The sequence below is a fragment of the Streptomyces sp. RerS4 genome (genome assembly GCF_023515955.1).
Classification (GTDB): Bacteria; Actinomycetota; Actinomycetes; order Streptomycetales; family Streptomycetaceae; genus Streptomyces.
In genome coordinates, this window is record NZ_CP097322.1 from 811040 (window position 1) to 826864 (window position 15825).

Consider the following 15825-nt stretch of genomic DNA (forward strand, 5'->3'; position numbering starts at 1 on the left):
TCGCCGGACGGGATCGGCGGAGGACGTCCGGGAAAGTTGGGGAAGACCATGAGGCTCTGCTTCCTGGTGGAGGAGCACTACCGCCGTGACGGCATGCCGAACGAGGTGATCGGGCAGCTGACGGCGTGGGGCCACCGGGTCGACGTGGTCCGTCCCGGCGGCTCGCTGCTGCGCATGGCCGAGGTCGTCCGGGCCGGCGCGCACGACGCCTGGGTCCTCAAGACCGTCTCCGGCGGACCGGGCCTGACCCTCCTGGAGGCCGCCGCGGCCGCCGGCGCCGCCACCGTCAACGACGCCCGCGCGATCCGGGGCGTCCGCGACAAGGCGCTGGCCGCCGCCATCGGCCACGCCCACGGCCTGCCCCAGCCGGCGACGTACGCCGCCGCCCGGCCCGAACTCCTCGCGGAGATACCCGCCGAGGAGTACCCCCTCGTCGTCAAGCCCGCCGACGGCAGCTCCGGCCGGTCCGTGCACCTGCTGCCCTCCCCCGACCGGCTCGCCGCCCTGCTGCCCCTCCTCGCGGGCGAGGGCATGCTCATCGCCCAGCCGTACGTCCCGAACTCCGGGACCGACGTCAAGGTGTACTGCGTCGACGGGGAACTCTTCGCGACCGAGCGTCGCTCCCCCTTGCACCCCGGCTCCGGGGTCCGCGAGCGCCGGGTGCCGCTGCCGCGCGAGGTGGCCGCCATCGCCTCGCGGGTGGGGGAGGTCTACGGGCTGGACCTGTACGGGGTCGACGTGCTGCTCGGGCCCGACGGGCCGGTGGTGGTCGACGTGAACGACTTCCCGAGCTTCCGTCAGGTCCCGGACGCGGCGGCGCGCGTGGCCCGCGCCGTCCTGGAGCTCGCCCGCACGGGCGGCCGGCGCACCCCGACCGCGCGCGTGGCCGTCGTACCCCACCGCGCTCCCCTGCCGGTCTCCCTCGCGGCGCAGGTGCAGGCGGGCGCGGGGGACGGGGCGTGAGGATCGGCCTGATCACCCCGGACCCCGGACATCCGGTGCTGGCGGCCACCGCCGCGCTGCTCGCCGGTGACGGGCACACGGTGGAGGTGTCGGACCCCCGGGCGGGCGCCGCCGCCGCGCCGGCCGGCGCCCCGGCCGACGTGTACCTGCTCAAGGCCCGCACCGCTTCGGCGTTGGAGCTGGCGCGGGAGCTGGAGCGGCGCGGAGCGCCCGTACTGAACTCGGCGGCGGCGACCGCACGCTGCCAGGACCGTACCGGGATGGCCGGGTCGGCCCGCCGGGCCGGGCTGCCCTTCGCGGCCACCCGTACCTTCGAGGCGGCGGCGCGACTGGAGTCGGCGCCGGGGCTGCCGTGGCCGATGGTGGTCAAGAGCCGACACAGCCGCAAGGCCGATCTCGTGGCGCGGGTCGACGACCCGGCCGGGCTGCGGGAGTTGGCGTCGGCGTGGGCCGACGAGCCGGTGGTGGTCCAGGCGTTCGCCCCCAACAACGGCTGGGACCACAAGGTGTGGGTGGTCGGCGACCGCGTCTTCGCGGGGTTGCGCCGCTCCGAACTGGCCCCGGCCGACGGCGCGCCCGAACGCTGCGGCGTCCGCCTGCCGGACGCCTGGGCCGACCTGGCCCTGCGCGTCGGCGCCGCTTTCGACCTGGACGTCTACGGGGTCGACTTCGTGGACACCGGCGCCGCCGGTCCGCTCATCGTGGACGTCAACGCCTTCCCCGGCATCCGCGACCAGCCGGGAGCCCCCGAGGCCCTGGCGGCCCTGGCCCTGGACCGGGCCGCCCGCGCCGCGCGGCTGCCCGCGGCCAGGGGGCGTCGTCAAAGTGGCGTCGGCCGCCCGTAGGGCCCGGGGGCACGTCCCAGCGGTAGCTGGGGGAGGGAGTTGACGACACCCCTAGGGGATGGCCGCGATCGGGGGGCTCGTTCGCCCGTGGAAGGCCGCGAGGGCGGCGGTGAAACGTTCCGCGTCGTCCAGCCACGGGAAGTGGCCGGCCCCGGGCTGGACGCTCACTTCGGCGGTCGGGAAGAGCTCCGCGTACGCGGCCACGGCGGGCGGCGGGGCCGCGAGGTCGACCTCGCCGGCGAGCAGCAGGACCGGTACGTCGAGCCGGGCTAGCGCGGCGCGGGTGGCGTCCGGGTCGAAGGCGCCGTCGGCCGCGAAGAGCGCCGCGGCCTCGTGGTTCTTCTGGCCGTCCTCGGCGGCCTGGTGGGCGCGGGCGGCCTCGTCCCAGCGTCCGTACATGAAGGGGGCGATGGCCTGCCAGGTGTCCGCCGTCGCGCGACCGGCGACGAGTTCCTCCAGGGCGGCGTACGCGGCCGGCAACTCCGCCCGTCGCGCCCGTACGGTCTCCAGGCGCAGCTCGCCGCTGATCGGGATGCCCACGGCGAAGACGCTGGGAGTGACCAGGGTGAGGGTGGCGACGCGCTCCGGGTGGCGGGCGGCGTAGAGGACGGCCAGGTTCGCGCCGGCGGAGTGGCCCAGCAGGTCGACGGTGTCCAGGCCGAGGTGCTCGCGCAGGGCCTCCACGTCGTCCACGAGCCGGTCGCACCGGTAGCCGGCGGGGTCCTCGGGGGCCTGGGAGGCCCCGGTGCCCCGCAGATCGGGGACGACGAGCTGCCGGTGGGCGGACAGCCCGCCGAGATCACCGAGGTAGGCGGAGGCCTGCATGGGGCCGCCCGGCAGACACAGGAGGGGGTCGCCCGTCCCGTGGAGGCGGTAGGCGAGTCGGGTGCCGTCGGCGGCGGTGTAGGTGTGCACGGGCGGAATCTACGGGCCGGCGGGCGGGGCGATCAACCGGATTCGGGCGCGGCGGCGGCGTAGACGCAAGGCGGCGACCCCTCCCGCGAGCAGGAGGGCCGCCACCGTGGGCAGCCACACGGGGACGCCGCCGACGGTGAGGAGTTCGTTGCGGTAGACGACGCGGCGGTACGGGGTGTCCTTGGCGGTGGCGCGCAGTTCGTGGTCGGCGTCGATGCGGGCGGGGTCGGGGAAGCGTTGGTCGATCGCGGTCAGGAACACCCGCCGGGGCCCGCCGGTGAGGTCGGCGAGGGCGCCGTCGGTGGTGAGGGAGCCGGCGAAGGTCACCTCGGGCCGGTTCCCGCCGATCGCGGAGCGTGGCTCCATCCGATGGTCGGCGAGGACGAACAGGCCGAGCGACTGCGGAGTACGGGCCAGGCGGGACAGCCGCATCGGGTAGACGAGGCGGTCGCTGTCGAAGCGGATGCGCAGCGGGTCGAGTTCGCCGCGCAGCGGCCGGCCGGGCTCGCGCGGGGCGAGGCGGACGGCGACGTACTCCCACCCGCTGTCGACGTAGGGCCGCAGTTCGACGGCGAGCCGGTCGGGGAGACGGAAGCCGTTGTCCTCCAGCCAGGTGCGCAGGGCGTCGGGGTCGGTGGCGGTCAGCCGGGCCACGTCGAAGTCGCCGAGGCGTTCGCGGCCGACGACGCCGACCGAGGGGGCGGCCGCGCCGGGCGCCATGGCGCCCGCGCCGTCGACGCCGGCGGCGGAGAAGGGCCAGTCGTTGTTCCGGGGCCAGAAGTAGGTGCGGACGCGGCGCTCGGGGCGGATGAGCTCCGCGAGTTGGGAGAACAGCGCCGGGTCCCCCAACTCCACGCTCGCCCGCCCCGGCACCGGCATGATCCAGGCCGCGCGCAGGGCGTCGCCGCCGACGGTGAACCGCATCACGATCTCTTCGGTGCGGCCGTCCCAGCGCACGACGGAGGTCTCGCGGTCGACGCCGATCCGCGACGACGCGTCGGGGACCATCGCCCCGCAGCCGCACGCGTAGGCGGGGTTGACGAGCGCGCCCACCTGGGTAGCGAGCAGCGCGAACAGCAGGGCCAGGATCCTTCTCTTCATCCACACGCGGTCTCAGACGAGGAGGGCGGCGATCCGGTTCCGGGCGCACGGGCGCACCGCGAAGGCCCGTTCGAGACCTGCCCGCGGCTTCACCCTCCGATGGGGCGTGGCCCGCTCGACCGGGCGGAGCGCCCGCTCCCATACTTGAGCCCCATGAGAGGGACGGACAAGCCCCGCAGCAGCCCCCTGGTGCCCGACGCGGTCGGGGCCGAGATCGCGCGCCACGACTGGGCCGGGCTGGTGTGCGGCTGTGGCCGCCCGGCGGGGCACCTCGCGGACATGTTGTGGGACGCCGCCGAGGGGCACCCGGCGGCCTTCCACGCGCTCCAGGGGCACGTGTTCACCGGCACCCGGCTCTGGCCGCCGGCGCCGGCGGCCTGCGGGGTGCTGATGGCGGTGTGGTCGGCCGGGCCGCCGCGCCAGTCGACGCGCGACGCCCTGCTGTGGACGCTGTTGTCCCTGCTGAGCGCGGAGGACGACGGCACCGCGTACGAGGCGGGCCTGTACGGGCAGTGCGCCGCCCACGTCCGGGCCGGCCTTCCCCACCTGCGGTCCGGGCTCGGCGCCCGGCCCGGCACGACGACCGCCGCCTACGTCGACGGCATCCTGGACATCATCGAGCTGTGCGCCTGAGCCATCGCGGACATCGTGTCCGGGGTGACCTCCTCCAGGGAGGGCGCGAACGTACGCGCCGCCGAGGGCAGCACCTCCAGCAGCGAGGGCACCACCAGCACCGCGCAGCCCGCCGCCTCGGCGGAGGCGGCGCCGTCCGGGGAGTCCTCGACGGCGACGCACTGCGCGGGGTCGAGGCCCAGTCGGGCGGCGGCCTCGCGGTACGGGTCGGGGTGCGGTTTGGTGCGGGGGGTGTCGTCCGCCGAGAGGGTGAAGACGAAGGGGACGTCGGCGAGCGCGCCGCCCACGACCGCGTCGACCACCACCCGCGGTGAGGCGCTGACCAGGGCGAACGGCACCCCGCGCGCGGCCAGGGCGGTCAGCAGGGCCCGCGCGCCGGGGCGCGGCGGGGCTCCGGCGTCGACCCGGCGGAAGAAGTCCTCGGTGAGCGCGGCCGCGACCGCGTCGAGGTCGCCGTGGCCGGCGACCCGTACGAGGTGGGCCGCCGTGTCGGAGACGGCGCGGCCGACGACCTCGGGGGCGTCCGCCGGTCCGAGGCGGTGGTCGAGTCCGGCCGCGATCTTCTCGGTGGTCAGCCACCACAGCGTTTCGGTGTCGACGAGGGTGCCGTCCATGTCGAAGAGCACGGCGCGCACGCCGGGGACGGCGGCGGCCGCGTCGCGGGCGGCGTCGCTCACGCGGCCTTCTCCACGACGAGGACGGGCCGTTCGGTCAGGCCTACGGTGGCCCGCGCGCCCGGCGCCAGCGCGCCCGCGTCCCGCGAGGCCACGTCGGCCTTGACGCGGACGCCGCCGGGCAGGTCCAGGTGGAGACGGGTGACAGCGCCGAGGAAGGAGGCCGACACCACCGTCGCCTCGCCGTCGGGGTCGCCGGCGACGGTCAGGTTCTCTGGTCGGACGAGGACCTCCACGTCCGGGCCCTGCGGGGCCCGGCCGTCGACGGGCAGGGTGCGCCCGGCGACCTCGACGCGACCGGCGGCGGTGAGCCGCCCGGGGAGCCGGTTCATGGTGCCGACGAACTCGGCGACGAACGGCGTCGCGGGACGTTCGTAGAGCTCCGCCGGGGCCGCGCACTGCTCCAGCCGACCGGCGTTGAGCACGGCGACCCGGTCTGCCATGGACAGGGCCTCCTCCTGGTCGTGGGTGACGAACACGGTGGTGATGCCCAGCGACAGCTGGAGGCGGCGGATCTCCTCGCGCATGGTGGCCCGTACCTTCGCGTCCAGCGCGGAGAGGGGCTCGTCCAACAGCAGGACGCGCGGGCGCAGGGCCAGGGCGCGGGCGAGCGCGACGCGCTGCTGCTGGCCGCCGGACATCTGGTGCGGGTAGCGGTCGCCGTGCTCGGGCAGGCCGACCAGGTCGAGGAGTTCGGCGGCGCGCTCGCGGCGGCGCGCGGCGGGGACCTTGCGTACGCGCAGGCCGAAGGCCACGTTGTCGCGGGCGCTGAGGTGGGGGAAGAGGCTGTACGACTGGAAGACCATCCCGGCGTCGCGGCGGTGCGCGGGGACGGCGGTGATGTCCCGGCCGTCGACGAGGACCTCGCCGGAGTCGGCGGTCTCGAAGCCCGCGACCACGCGCAGGGCGGTGGTCTTGCCGCAGCCCGAGGGGCCGAGCAGGGCGAGGAGTTCGCCGGGTTCCACGGTCAGGTCGAGGCCGTCGAGGGCGACGGTCGAGCCGAACGCCCGGCGCAGGGACCGGAATTCGACGCGGGCGCCCTCGGGGGACGCGTCGGACGCCGGCTTCCGGGCCGCGGGAAGGGTCGTGGACATGGGGGTCAGGACTCCTTGCGGGAGGTGGCGGGGGCCGGGGACACCGTGGTGGGGGTGGTTCCGGCCCGCGAGAGGAGGAGCAGCAGCAGCCAGGTGATGAGCAGGCTGAGGATGGACACGGCCACCGACATCCGGGCCTGGGCGCCGGAGATGGAGACGATCCACACGGCGAAGGGCCGGAAGCCGAGCAGCGAGGCGATGGTGAACTCGCCGAGCACCAGGGCCAGGGTGAGGAACGCGGCGCCGGCCAGCGAGGCCCGCAGGTTCGGGATCAGCACGCGCAGGACGACGTGGGGCCAGCTCGCGCCGCAGCTGCGGGCGGCCTCGACCAGGGTCGGTACGTCGACGGCGCGCAGTCCGGCGTCGAGGGAGCGGTGCACGAACGGCAGGGCCAGCACCGTGTAGGCGAGGACGAGGACGACGGGGAAGTCCTCGTCCTGCACGGCCAGGAAGGTCTGGTAGAGCGGGGTCCGCGAGAGGTGTTCCGGTCCCCAGCGGAGCACGGTCGTGATGCCGGTGACCAGGGCGATGGGCGGCACCACCAGCGGCAGCATGCACATCACCTCCACGACGGCGGCCAGGCGCGGCGCTCCGAGGCGTACGGCGACCAGCGCGGGCACGGCGAGCAGCAGGGACAGCGCGATGGTGGCGGCGGCCAGGCCCAGGGAGAGCAGGAGGCTCTCGGTGAACCCTTCGGCGCCGAGGAGTTCGGTGTACGCCGCGAAGGAGACGCCCTGGCCGGGGACGTGCACGGTGAACACGAAGGAGGCGAGCAGCGGCAGGAGGAAGTACGCGCCGGCGAGCGCCAGTACGGCTCCGCGCCACACGCGGGGCCGGGGGCGGGAGCGCCGGATCGGGGTCATCGCAGCCATCGGGCGCTCCGTCGCTGGAGGGGCAGGTAGACCGCCATGACGAGGCCGGCGATCAGGATCATGTCGAGGCCGAGGGCGAGCGCCACGTTCTCCTGGCCGGTGAGCACGTTGCCGGAGAGGGCGTCCGCGATCTTCAGCGTGACCAGGGGCACGGAGCCGCCGACCAGGGCCGCCGCCGTCGCGTGCGCGGCGAAGGCGGTGCCGAAGAGCAGGACGAACCCGCCGAGCAGGGACGGCGCGAGCACCGGCAGACCGACGTGGCGCCAGAACTGCCGGCCGGTGGCCCCGTTGTTGCGGGCGGCCTCGCGCCACTGCGGGCGCAGCCCGTCCAGCGCCGGGACGATCACGAGCACCATCAGCGGGGTGAGGAAGTACAGGTACACCACGGTGAGGCCGGTGAAGGAGTACAGGTTCCAGCCGAGGTCGGTGAGGTCGGCGAGCTGGGTGAGGACTCCGGAGATGCCCGCGGTGGCGATGAACGCGAAGGCCAGCGGCACGCCGCCGAAGTTCGCGAGGACGCCGGAGGCGGTCAGGGCCGCGCCGCGCAGGGCGGTGGAGCGCGAGGTGACCAGGGCCTGGGCGATCAGCACGCCGAGCAGTCCGCCCAGGAAGGCGGTCAGCGCGGAGAGCTGGACGCTGCCGACGAGCGAGCCGAGGTAGGGGCCCTGGAGGGAGCGGGCGAGGTGCTCGCCCGTGACGGCGGTGGCGCCGGTGGTCGGGTCGGTGCGGGTGACGGCTCCGAAGGCGATGGCGCCGAGCGGGAGTCCGAAGCAGAGCCCGGTGAAGGTGAGGAGGGGGAGGGCGGCGAGCCAGGTGCGCGGGCCGCGCCGCCGGCGGCGCGCGGTGGCGCCGCCGGCGGTCCCCGTCGGGCGGGGGGCGGTGGTCGGGGCGGACATCAGCTGAGGGCCTTGTCCCACTTCTCGGCGAGCGTGGCCTTGGCCTTGTCCAGCTCGGCGGACGCCGGGAAGGACGGGGTGCCCTGGACCTGCGGGAGCTTGGCCACGGCGTCCTTGTCGGCGGTCCCGTCCTGCGTCATGACGGGCAGCAGCACGGGGCGGGCGTGCCCCCCCAGCCAGATGTTCTGGCCCTCGGCGCTGTAGAGGAACTCCATCCACAGACGGGCGGCCGCCGGGTGCGGGGCGTCCTTGTTGATGGCCTGCGAGTAGTACTGCGCGTAGACGCCGTCGGAGGGGACGGAGACCTTCCAGTCGACGCCCTTGCCCTTGAACTGCTCGGCGTAGCCGGCGTTCAGGTAGTCCCAGTCGATCGAGATGGGCGTCTCGCCCTTCTCGACGGTGGCGGGGGTGGACTCGACGGGGATGAAGTTGCCGCTCTTCTTCAGCTGCCCGAAGAAGTCGATGCCGGGCTGGATGTCGGCGAAGGAACCCTTGTTGGCGAGGGCGGCCGCGTAGACGCCGCCGAAGGCGGAGCCGGACTTGGTCGGGTTGCCGTTGAGGGCGACCTTGCCCTTGTACTCGGGCTTCAGCAGGTCCGCGAAGGTCTGCGGGCAGGTGCTGACGCGGGCGGCGTCGCAGCCGATGGAGACGTAGCCGCCGTAGTCGTTGTACCAGCGACCGTCGGCGTCCTTCTGGGAGGCGGGGATCTTGTCCCAGGCGGTGACCTTGTAGGGGGCGAAGAGGTTCTCGGCGGCGCCGCTGCGGGCGAAGGCGATGCCCAGGTCGAGGACATCGGGGGCCCGCTTTTGGCCCTTGCGGGACTTGACGGCGGCGATCTCGTCGGCGCTGGAGGCGTCCGGGTTCTCGCTGTTGACCTTGATCTTCGGGTACTTCGCCTGGAAGGCCTTGAGCATCTCGCCGTAGTTCGCCCAGTCCGGCGGCAGGGCGATGACATTGAGTTCCCCCTCCTTCTCGGCGGCCGCGACGAGCGCGTCCATGCCGCCGAGGTCGGCGACGGAGGCGGCGGTGCCCGGCTGGGCCTTGCCCTTGGCGTCGCCGGAGGCGGCGCCGGCCGGCTGCTGCGCGTCGGGCGCTGCGCCGCACGCGCTGAGCGTGGTCAGGACGGCGGCGCCGAGCAGTACGGCCGCGCCACGGCGGGCGGTGGAACTGAGCACGGTCTCTCCCGGAGACGAGGGGTGATGACGAGGGTGATGGAGAGGGGCGATCGTGAAGCCGGATCACTTGTCTGAACAAGTTGACCCCAGTTCGCCCGGCCCCGCTGTACGGACGGTGAACGGGGCCTTGACCGTGGAGCACGGCTCGGGGAAGAGACGAGAATGACCGAAAGGGGTCGTGACAGGAGCGCCCGGATGATCATCGATGATGATCGAGGCCAACGCGGCCGGACGGTTCGAGGTGCGTCTCGGCGAGGGGGAACGGCATGGGTACGGTCCGATATCTGGAGATCGCGGAGGGGCTGCGGCGGGCGATCCTGTCCGGCGAGTACCCGGTGGGCGCGCGGCTGCCCTCGGAGAGCGACCTGGCGGCGAGCTGGTCCGCCTCGCGCGGCACGGTCCGCCAGGCGGTCGCCACGCTCGCCGCCGAGGGGCTCATCGGCTCCAGCCAGGGCGCCCGAAGGATCGTTCTGCGCCATGAACGCCGGCACAGCTTCGGCGAGTTGAACAGCTTCGCGCAATGGGCCGACGGGGTGGGCCACGAGGTGCGCAGCCACTTCCTGTCACGCGCCCGGCGGCCGGCGACGGCCGAGGAGGCGGAACGCCTCGCGCTGGCCCCCGGCACCGAGATCCTCGCCGCCTTGCGACTGCGCACCCTCGACGGGGAACCCACGATGGTCGAGCGCACCGCGTACGCCGACTGGGTGGCGGAGGTCGTCGAGGGGCTGGCGCCGGACTGCCACTCGGTGATGGACAGCCTGGCCGAGGAGGCCGGGGTCGTCGCCCACTACGGGGAGCACCTCATCGACGCCCTCCCGGCGGGCAGCGAGGACGCCCGACTGCTGGAGATCCGCCGCGGCAGCCCGCTGCTGCGCCAGCGGCACGTCTCCACGACCCGCACGGGTCGGCCGATCGAGTGGTCCGACGACCGCTACCGCGCCGGCAGCGTCACCTTCAGTGTGAGCAACTCGGCAGTAGCCGCCCCCCTGGAACGCCACCCGGGCACGGAACTCTGACGGGCGGAAGCCTCCGAGCCGGGCGGGGCTTACGACGCCGTCAGGGGCGGCCCGGTTCCGGCGGCGGAGTGACGCTTGGGGCGGCGCCCGGGGTGACGAGACCCGTCTCGCGCGACCTCGACTCCTGCGCCGACCGGCTCGCCGAGGGCCGGCTGCCCCGGGCGGCGGGCGAGATCATCGCCGGAGGCGGCTTCCTGACGCAGCGCGGGCTGGCCGTCGGCGACGGCGTCACCCTGGAGCTGAACGGACGCCGGGTCTCCGGGACGGTCGTCGGCGAGCTGATCGACAGCGACTCGCGCGCCTTGGCGACGTCCTGGGAGACCCTGACCCGGCTCTCCCCCGAAACGCGGGCCATCGAGTACGCCGTACGCCTCGCCCCCGGATCCGACGCCCGCGCCTACGCGGACGCGGTCGAGGCCCTCGACCCGGGACTGCGGGCGCGGCCGACCGGCTGGAGCAGCGCGCCCACCGTGACCGTGGTCGGCTTCGCCACGGTGTTCACGATCCTGCTGACGACCGTGGCCTCACTCGGCGTCTTCAACACCGTGATGCTGAACATCCGGGAGCGCCGCCGCGACCTCGGGATGCTGAGTCGATCGGCATGACCCCGCGCCAGGTGGTGGCGATGACGGTGTCCTCGGTGGCGGGGGTGGGCGCCGTCGGCGGCCTGGTGGGCATCCCCCTGGGCATGGCGGCGCACCGGCTGGTCGTGGACCACGTCGGGTGGGTGACCTTCCCGGAGTCCATGAAGGACGTCTGGCACGCGCCGCAGCCGGCCGTGCTCCTGCCGGCCGGTGTGGCCATCGCCGTCCTCGGCGCGCTGGTCCCGGCCCGCTCGGCCGTCCGGACGACGATCGCGAGCGTGCTGCGCACCGAGTAGGGCGCCGGGCGGCACGCTGGGCGCCCGTCAACCGGCGGCCGCGCGGGTGGCCTCGCGGTGGCGGGTCTCGGCTTCCCGGTGGCGGGCCCGCGCACGGGCGAGCGTTTCGTACGCCCGGTCGCGCTCGCCCCGCGCCTCCTCGGCCTCCGCCTCCAGGCGCGCCACGACGGCGTCCGCCTCGGCGGCGCGGGCGACCGCGTCCCGCAGCTCCTCCTCGGCCGCGCGCAGCTCCTCCTCGGCGGCGGCGAGGTCCCCGCGGCCCGCTCGGCGCGCGCCCGCGCCTCGGCGGCCCGCGCTTCGGCGGCCCGGTCCTCGTGGGCCGTCGGGGCGGGCGGGCGCGCCGCCTTCTCCTCGCGACGCGCCCGGCGGATCGGCGCCGCCGCCTGCGGGTCGACCGCCGGGAAGCGCGACACCGGCGAGGGAGCCCGCACGAGCCGCCCTGAGGCCCACTCCCGCGCCGCGTCGGGATCGGCCAGCACCGTGCGAAGGATCTGCTCCACTTCCCGTTCGACCGCCTCGGACACCGTCGTCCCGGCCTCCTCGGCCAGCCGCACGGCCTCGCGGGCGAGGGCCCCGATCACCACGTGCTGCTGGTGCGAGAGGCTGCGCAGTCGCTCGCCGTCCAGGGAGCGGTGCGCCTCCCGCAGGGCCTGCCCGAGCTGGAGGAACTGCTCGACCTCCTCCGATTTGGCCCGCACCAGCACGTTCGACGCCCAGGCGGCCAGCGTCGGCCGGCGCAGCGCCGCGATGCGCCGCGCCGCCTCGGCGTCCCCGGCCTTCTTCGCCCGCGCGGCGGCCGTGTCGCGCGCTGCCGTGAAACCGGCCGGGTGGGCCGCGTACAGCCCCTCGACCAGCGCCTCCAGATCCGCATCCGCGTCCACGCGCCCCACTGTCCGTCATGTCCGCCCGACTACGGGGGACCGCGCTCGCCCCGCGCGCCGCCGGTCGGGCACCCCTCGGCGCGGCGGGTACCCGCATGAGTGAGGAAGATCGCCGGAACGGATCAGCGCAGCGCCCCACGCGGGTGAAGTGGGCGACGCGGCCGGTGCCCGCTCGAGGCGGGGGCCGTTGGAGGGCGCGTGAACAGCCCCATAGACGCGACGAGCGTCCCGATACTGCCCAAGGCCGGCGCGACCGGCCCCCTCGGACCCACCGGCCCGATCGCGCCCACCGGCCCCCTCGGACCGGCCGAGCCACCGCGGCCACTCGACCCGACGCCCCCGACGGTCCTGTCGGACCCGTCGGCCCCGCCCTCCCGGATATGGTCCACGCTCCGTGACGGTGTCCTCGCCCTCACGCTGGCCGGGGACTTCGACCACTACACCTGCGCCCCCTTGCACTGCCTGCTCGACGAAGCGGCCGCCCGCGGCGCCCGGCGCCTCGTCCTCGACGCGGCCCACGTGACCTTCTGCGACTCCGCCCTGCTGCACGTCCTGGAGCGCTGGGCCCGGTCCGGGCGCACCTGGGAACCGGCCGCCACCTCCCGGCCGTTCCGGCTCCTGCTGAGCCTCTCGCAGCGGGCCCTCAGACGATCCGTCCGTCATGCAACTCCACCACGCGGTCGGCGAGTCGCATCAGTTCCGGATCGTGGGTGGCCACCAGGGCGGTGACGCCCTCGCTGCGCACCACCGCGCGCAGCAGCGTCATGATCGAGCGGCCCGTCTCGGAATCCAGCTGGCCGGTGGGCTCGTCCGCGATGATCAGGGCGGGCTCATTGGCCAGTGCGCGGGCCACGGCGACGCGTTGCTGCTGGCCGCCGGAGAGTTCTCCGGGGCGCTGCTCCGCGTGGTCGGCGAGGCCCACCAGGGCCAGGAGGGTACGGACGCGCTCCTCGCGCCGCCGGGCGGGCACCTTGCGCATGCGCAGCGGGACGCCGACGTTCTCGGCGGCGGTGAGCACGGGGATCAGCCCGAACGACTGGAAGACGAAGCCGATCCGCTCCCGGCGCATCCGCAGCCGGCCGCTCTCGTCCAGTGTGGCCAGGTCGGTGCCGTCGACCTCGACGGCGCCGGCGGTCGGGGCGTCGAGTCCGCCGACGACGTTGAGCAGGGTGGTCTTGCCGGAGCCCGATCGGCCTTTGAGCGCGGTGAGTTCGCCCTTGCGGGCTTCGAACGAGACGCCGCGCAGGGCGTGTACGGTCCGTTCGCCGGAGCCGAAGCTGCGGCGGACGTCGCGGACGACGACCATCGGGGCCGCGGCGCCGTTCCCGGCCGGGTCCGTGCCGGCCGCACCGGCCGTGATGTCCGCGCCGGCCTCCCCGGCCTCCCCGGCCGCGGCGTCCGTGCTGGCGTCCGTGCTGGTGTCCCGCTGCTGCGTCATGGTGGGTTCCCCCCGGCTCCGCCGTCGGCCGCGCCGTGGGAGGGCGCCGCCGGGCACGCTCGTACCGTCGTGACCGATTTTGCGCATCTGTCGCATCAATCACGCAAGTACCTTCCACAACACGCCCGAATCTGACAGCATCGTCCGCTATCCGGGACCCCTGGTCCCGGAAGGGGGGAACTGGCACATGCTCGGCTTCGTCGTGCGCCGGCTGCGCGGGCGCTTGCCGCTCGCCGTCGCCGTGCTGCTCACCGTACTCATCACGACCACCGCGTTGACCGCGCTGCTCGCGTTCACCCGCACCGTCGGTGACGCGGGCCTGCGCCGCGCGCTCACCGACGCCGGGGCCACGCGCACCGGCGTGCTGCTGACCGCCGAGCACGGCACGAGCGCCCGCGCCGAGGACGACGCGGCCGTACGGGCTTTCGCCGCCGGGCTGTTCGGCCCGCTGCCGGCCGGTGTCGAGACGGCCCCGCGCAGCCGTTCGTACGGGCTCCCCGGCGCGCGCCCGCCCGGCAAGGACGCCGACCTGACCGTACTCGTCGGTCTGGCCCGCGACCGCGTCCAACTCCTCGCGGGCAGCTGGCCCGAGGCCGTGGGACCGGGCCCCGCCCGGGTACCGGTCGCCGTTCCCCAGGCGGCCCTGCGGCGGCTCGGGTTGACCGCGCCGGCCCTGCCCGCCGAAGTACGGCTGGAGGACCGCTACGGCGGCCCCCCGCTGACGGTCCTCGTCACCGGCGTGTACCGGGCGACGGAGCCCGAGGCACCGTACTGGCGGCTCGACCCGCTCGGTGGGCGGGAGGTGCAGATCGGCGCCTTCACCACCTACGGCCCCCTGCTCGTCGACGACTCCGTCTTCACGGTGGGCGGTGTGCCGCAGAACGGTCGCGCCGCGCTGCTGACCCCCGACCTCTCCGCGGCCCGACCGGCCGAGGTGGAGGCCCTGCGCGTGCGCGCGTCCAACGACGCCAAAACGCCCTCCGGCTTCACCGTCACCACCGAACTTCCCCGGTTCCTGAACGACTTGCGGGCGGCCCAGCGGGTGGCCCGCTCCACCCTGCTGGTCGGCGCGCTCCAACTGGCGGTCCTCGCCTCGGCCGCGCTGCTGCTCGTCGCCCACCTGCTGAGGGAACGGCAGGAACCCGAGCGGGTGTTGCTCACCGCGCGCGGGGCCTCCCGGCGCCGGCTCGGCCTGCTCTCCGCGGCGGAGTCCCTGCTCCTCGCCCTCCCGGCGGCCGTCCTCGCCCCGCTCCTCGCCCCCGCCCTGCTCCGCCTGATCACAGGCGTGGGACCGCTCGCGCGGGTTCCGTTCGAGGCGCCTGCGAGCCGGCTGCTGTGGCCCGTCGCCGCGCTTCTCGCCCTGGCGTGCGTCCTGTTGACGGCGCTGCCCACCCTGCTGCGCGGGGCCGGCGCCGCCGGCCTGCGGCTGACCGGGCGCCGGCGGGCGGTGGTGTCGGGCGCGGTCCGCTCCGGCGCCGACCTGGCGCTGGTGGCGCTGGCCGTCGTCGCCTACCGTCAGCTCTCCGCGTACAGCGGCGACGGCGACGCGGGCCCCGGCGGCGGGCTCGGGTGGACCCGGTGCTGGTGGCGGCGCCGACGCTGGCGCTGTGCGCGGGCACCTCCTGGTGCTGCGGCTGCTGCCCTTCGTCGCCCGCCTCGGCGGGCGGATCGCCGCGCGGGGTCGCGGCCTCGGGCCGGCGCTCGTCGGATGGCAGCTCGCGCGCCGACCGGGCCGGGCCAACGGTCCGGTCCTGCTGCTGGTGCTCGCGGTCGCCGGCGGCGTCCTCGCCCTCGGCCACCACACCGCCTGGACGGCCTCCCAGCGCGACCAGGCCGACTTCGCCACCGCCGGCGGACTACGGATCACCGGCAGCGACCTGCCACCCCTCGGTCGGGGCGGACGGTACGCGGCCCTGCCCGGCGGCGAGCGCGTCACCCCGGTGATCCGTACCGTGCAAGACCTGCCCGGCGGCGCCAAGGGCGACCTGCTCGCCGTGGACGCCCCGACCTTCGCGCGGCGGGTGCCGCTCCGGGCCGACCTGCGCGAAGGACGCTCGATGGAGGGGCTGTTCACCCCGCTCGCGGACGGCTCCCGCCCGGCCGGCATCGCCCTCCCGGGGCAGCCTCGCCGCGTCGACCTCGACGTGAGCGTACGGGCCCCCCTGTCGAGCGGCGTCCCGTCCGTCTCCCTGCTGCTGCGCGACCGGCACGGCGTCACCTACCGCTCCCCGACGCGCGCGCTGCCCGAAAGCGGCCGGGGCACCGTCGCGGTGGACCTCGCCGCCCTGACCGGCGCACCGCTGGGATCCGCCGCCGCCCCGCTGGACATCGCCGGGATCGCCGTGACCTACGGGGCTTCGATCCCGACGATCGGCGGGGGCGGCTCCAGCGATCCGATCGATGCCGAACTCACCCTGCACCGCGTGTCGGTGGCCGAGGCCG

General features: G+C 75.3%; 16 protein-coding genes. 7 read left to right on the forward strand and 9 right to left on the reverse strand.

All coding sequences use genetic code 11. From position 1 onward, the window contains the following. Nucleotides 1-48: 48 nt before the first annotated feature. Nucleotides 49-963: an ATP-grasp domain-containing protein gene (locus M4D82_RS03675; protein WP_249764641.1), complete on the forward strand. Its 915-nt coding sequence runs from the start codon at nt 49-51 to the stop codon at nt 961-963. Further along, the gene (locus tag M4D82_RS03680) at nt 960-1808 is read left to right on the forward strand and encodes an ATP-grasp domain-containing protein (RefSeq protein ID WP_249764642.1); all 849 of its coding nucleotides are present in this window, start codon (nt 960-962) and stop codon (nt 1806-1808) included. The genes M4D82_RS03675 and M4D82_RS03680 overlap by 4 nt, the downstream gene beginning before the upstream one ends. A gap of 51 nt (nt 1809-1859) precedes the next feature. Here the strand turns inward: M4D82_RS03680 and M4D82_RS03685 are convergent, their stop codons facing one another. Both M4D82_RS03685 and M4D82_RS03690 read right to left on the reverse strand, forming a co-directional pair. Then, nucleotides 1860-2723 carry an alpha/beta fold hydrolase gene (locus M4D82_RS03685; RefSeq protein ID WP_249764643.1) on the reverse strand — a complete coding sequence of 288 codons (864 nt, stop codon included), beginning with the start codon at nt 2721-2723 and terminating at the stop codon, nt 1860-1862. A gap of 9 nt (nt 2724-2732) precedes the next feature. Continuing rightward, nucleotides 2733-3824, reverse strand: coding sequence for a DUF2330 domain-containing protein (locus M4D82_RS03690; RefSeq protein ID WP_249764644.1), 1092 nt, complete (start codon nt 3822-3824; stop codon nt 2733-2735). A gap of 153 nt (nt 3825-3977) precedes the next feature. Here M4D82_RS03690 and M4D82_RS03695 point away from each other — a divergent pair, with 153 nt between their 5' ends. Continuing rightward, the gene (locus M4D82_RS03695; RefSeq protein WP_249764645.1) at nt 3978-4457 is read left to right on the forward strand and encodes a hypothetical protein; all 480 of its coding nucleotides are present in this window, start codon (nt 3978-3980) and stop codon (nt 4455-4457) included. On the opposite strand, the gene M4D82_RS03700 is transcribed toward M4D82_RS03695, so the two are convergent. Genes M4D82_RS03700 through M4D82_RS03720 form a run of 5 tightly spaced genes read right to left on the reverse strand, consistent with a single transcriptional unit; the run spans nt 4415 to nt 9168 of the window. Further along, complete coding sequence (locus M4D82_RS03700) at nt 4415-5134, reverse strand: HAD family hydrolase (RefSeq protein ID WP_502988862.1); 720 nt, start codon at nt 5132-5134, stop codon at nt 4415-4417. The genes M4D82_RS03695 and M4D82_RS03700 overlap by 43 nt on opposite strands. Next, on the reverse strand, nt 5131-6225 hold the full coding sequence (locus tag M4D82_RS03705; RefSeq protein WP_249764646.1) for an ABC transporter ATP-binding protein: 1095 nt from the start codon (nt 6223-6225) through the stop codon (nt 5131-5133). The genes M4D82_RS03700 and M4D82_RS03705 overlap by 4 nt, the downstream gene beginning before the upstream one ends. A 5-nt stretch (nt 6226-6230) precedes the next feature. Next, the gene (locus M4D82_RS03710) at nt 6231-7097 is read right to left on the reverse strand and encodes an ABC transporter permease (protein ID WP_249764647.1); all 867 of its coding nucleotides are present in this window, start codon (nt 7095-7097) and stop codon (nt 6231-6233) included. Next, nucleotides 7085-7993 carry an ABC transporter permease gene (locus M4D82_RS03715; protein WP_249764648.1) on the reverse strand — a complete coding sequence of 303 codons (909 nt, stop codon included), beginning with the start codon at nt 7991-7993 and terminating at the stop codon, nt 7085-7087. The genes M4D82_RS03710 and M4D82_RS03715 overlap by 13 nt, the downstream gene beginning before the upstream one ends. Further along, the gene (locus tag M4D82_RS03720) at nt 7993-9168 is read right to left on the reverse strand and encodes an ABC transporter substrate-binding protein (RefSeq protein ID WP_502988863.1); all 1176 of its coding nucleotides are present in this window, start codon (nt 9166-9168) and stop codon (nt 7993-7995) included. The genes M4D82_RS03715 and M4D82_RS03720 overlap by 1 nt, the downstream gene beginning before the upstream one ends. A gap of 266 nt (nt 9169-9434) precedes the next feature. Between M4D82_RS03720 and M4D82_RS03725 the strand changes: the two genes are divergently transcribed. From M4D82_RS03725 to M4D82_RS03735, 3 genes are all read left to right on the forward strand, one after another. After that, nucleotides 9435-10184: a GntR family transcriptional regulator gene (locus M4D82_RS03725; protein ID WP_249764649.1), complete on the forward strand. Its 750-nt coding sequence runs from the start codon at nt 9435-9437 to the stop codon at nt 10182-10184. Between the two features lie 92 nt (nt 10185-10276). Next, entirely contained in the window at nt 10277-10789 is a 513-nt protein-coding gene (locus M4D82_RS03730; protein ID WP_249764650.1) for an ABC transporter permease family protein, read from the forward strand. Beyond that, a complete protein-coding gene (locus tag M4D82_RS03735) occupies nt 10786-11064 on the forward strand; it encodes an ABC transporter permease family protein (protein WP_249764651.1) in 279 nt (92 codons plus the stop codon). The genes M4D82_RS03730 and M4D82_RS03735 overlap by 4 nt, the downstream gene beginning before the upstream one ends. A gap of 27 nt (nt 11065-11091) precedes the next feature. On the opposite strand, the gene M4D82_RS03740 is transcribed toward M4D82_RS03735, so the two are convergent. After that, a complete protein-coding gene (locus M4D82_RS03740) occupies nt 11092-11514 on the reverse strand; it encodes a hypothetical protein (RefSeq protein WP_249764652.1) in 423 nt (140 codons plus the stop codon). Between the two features lie 629 nt (nt 11515-12143). On the opposite strand from M4D82_RS03740, the gene M4D82_RS34535 reads away from it, so the two are divergent. Further along, entirely contained in the window at nt 12144-12674 is a 531-nt protein-coding gene (locus tag M4D82_RS34535) for an STAS domain-containing protein (RefSeq protein WP_502988864.1), read from the forward strand. Here M4D82_RS34535 and M4D82_RS03745 read toward each other — a convergent pair. Then, on the reverse strand, nt 12589-13251 hold the full coding sequence (locus M4D82_RS03745) for an ABC transporter ATP-binding protein (protein WP_249771427.1): 663 nt from the start codon (nt 13249-13251) through the stop codon (nt 12589-12591). The two genes, M4D82_RS34535 and M4D82_RS03745, sit on opposite strands and share 86 nt — an antisense overlap. Nucleotides 13252-15825 lie beyond the last annotated feature (2574 nt).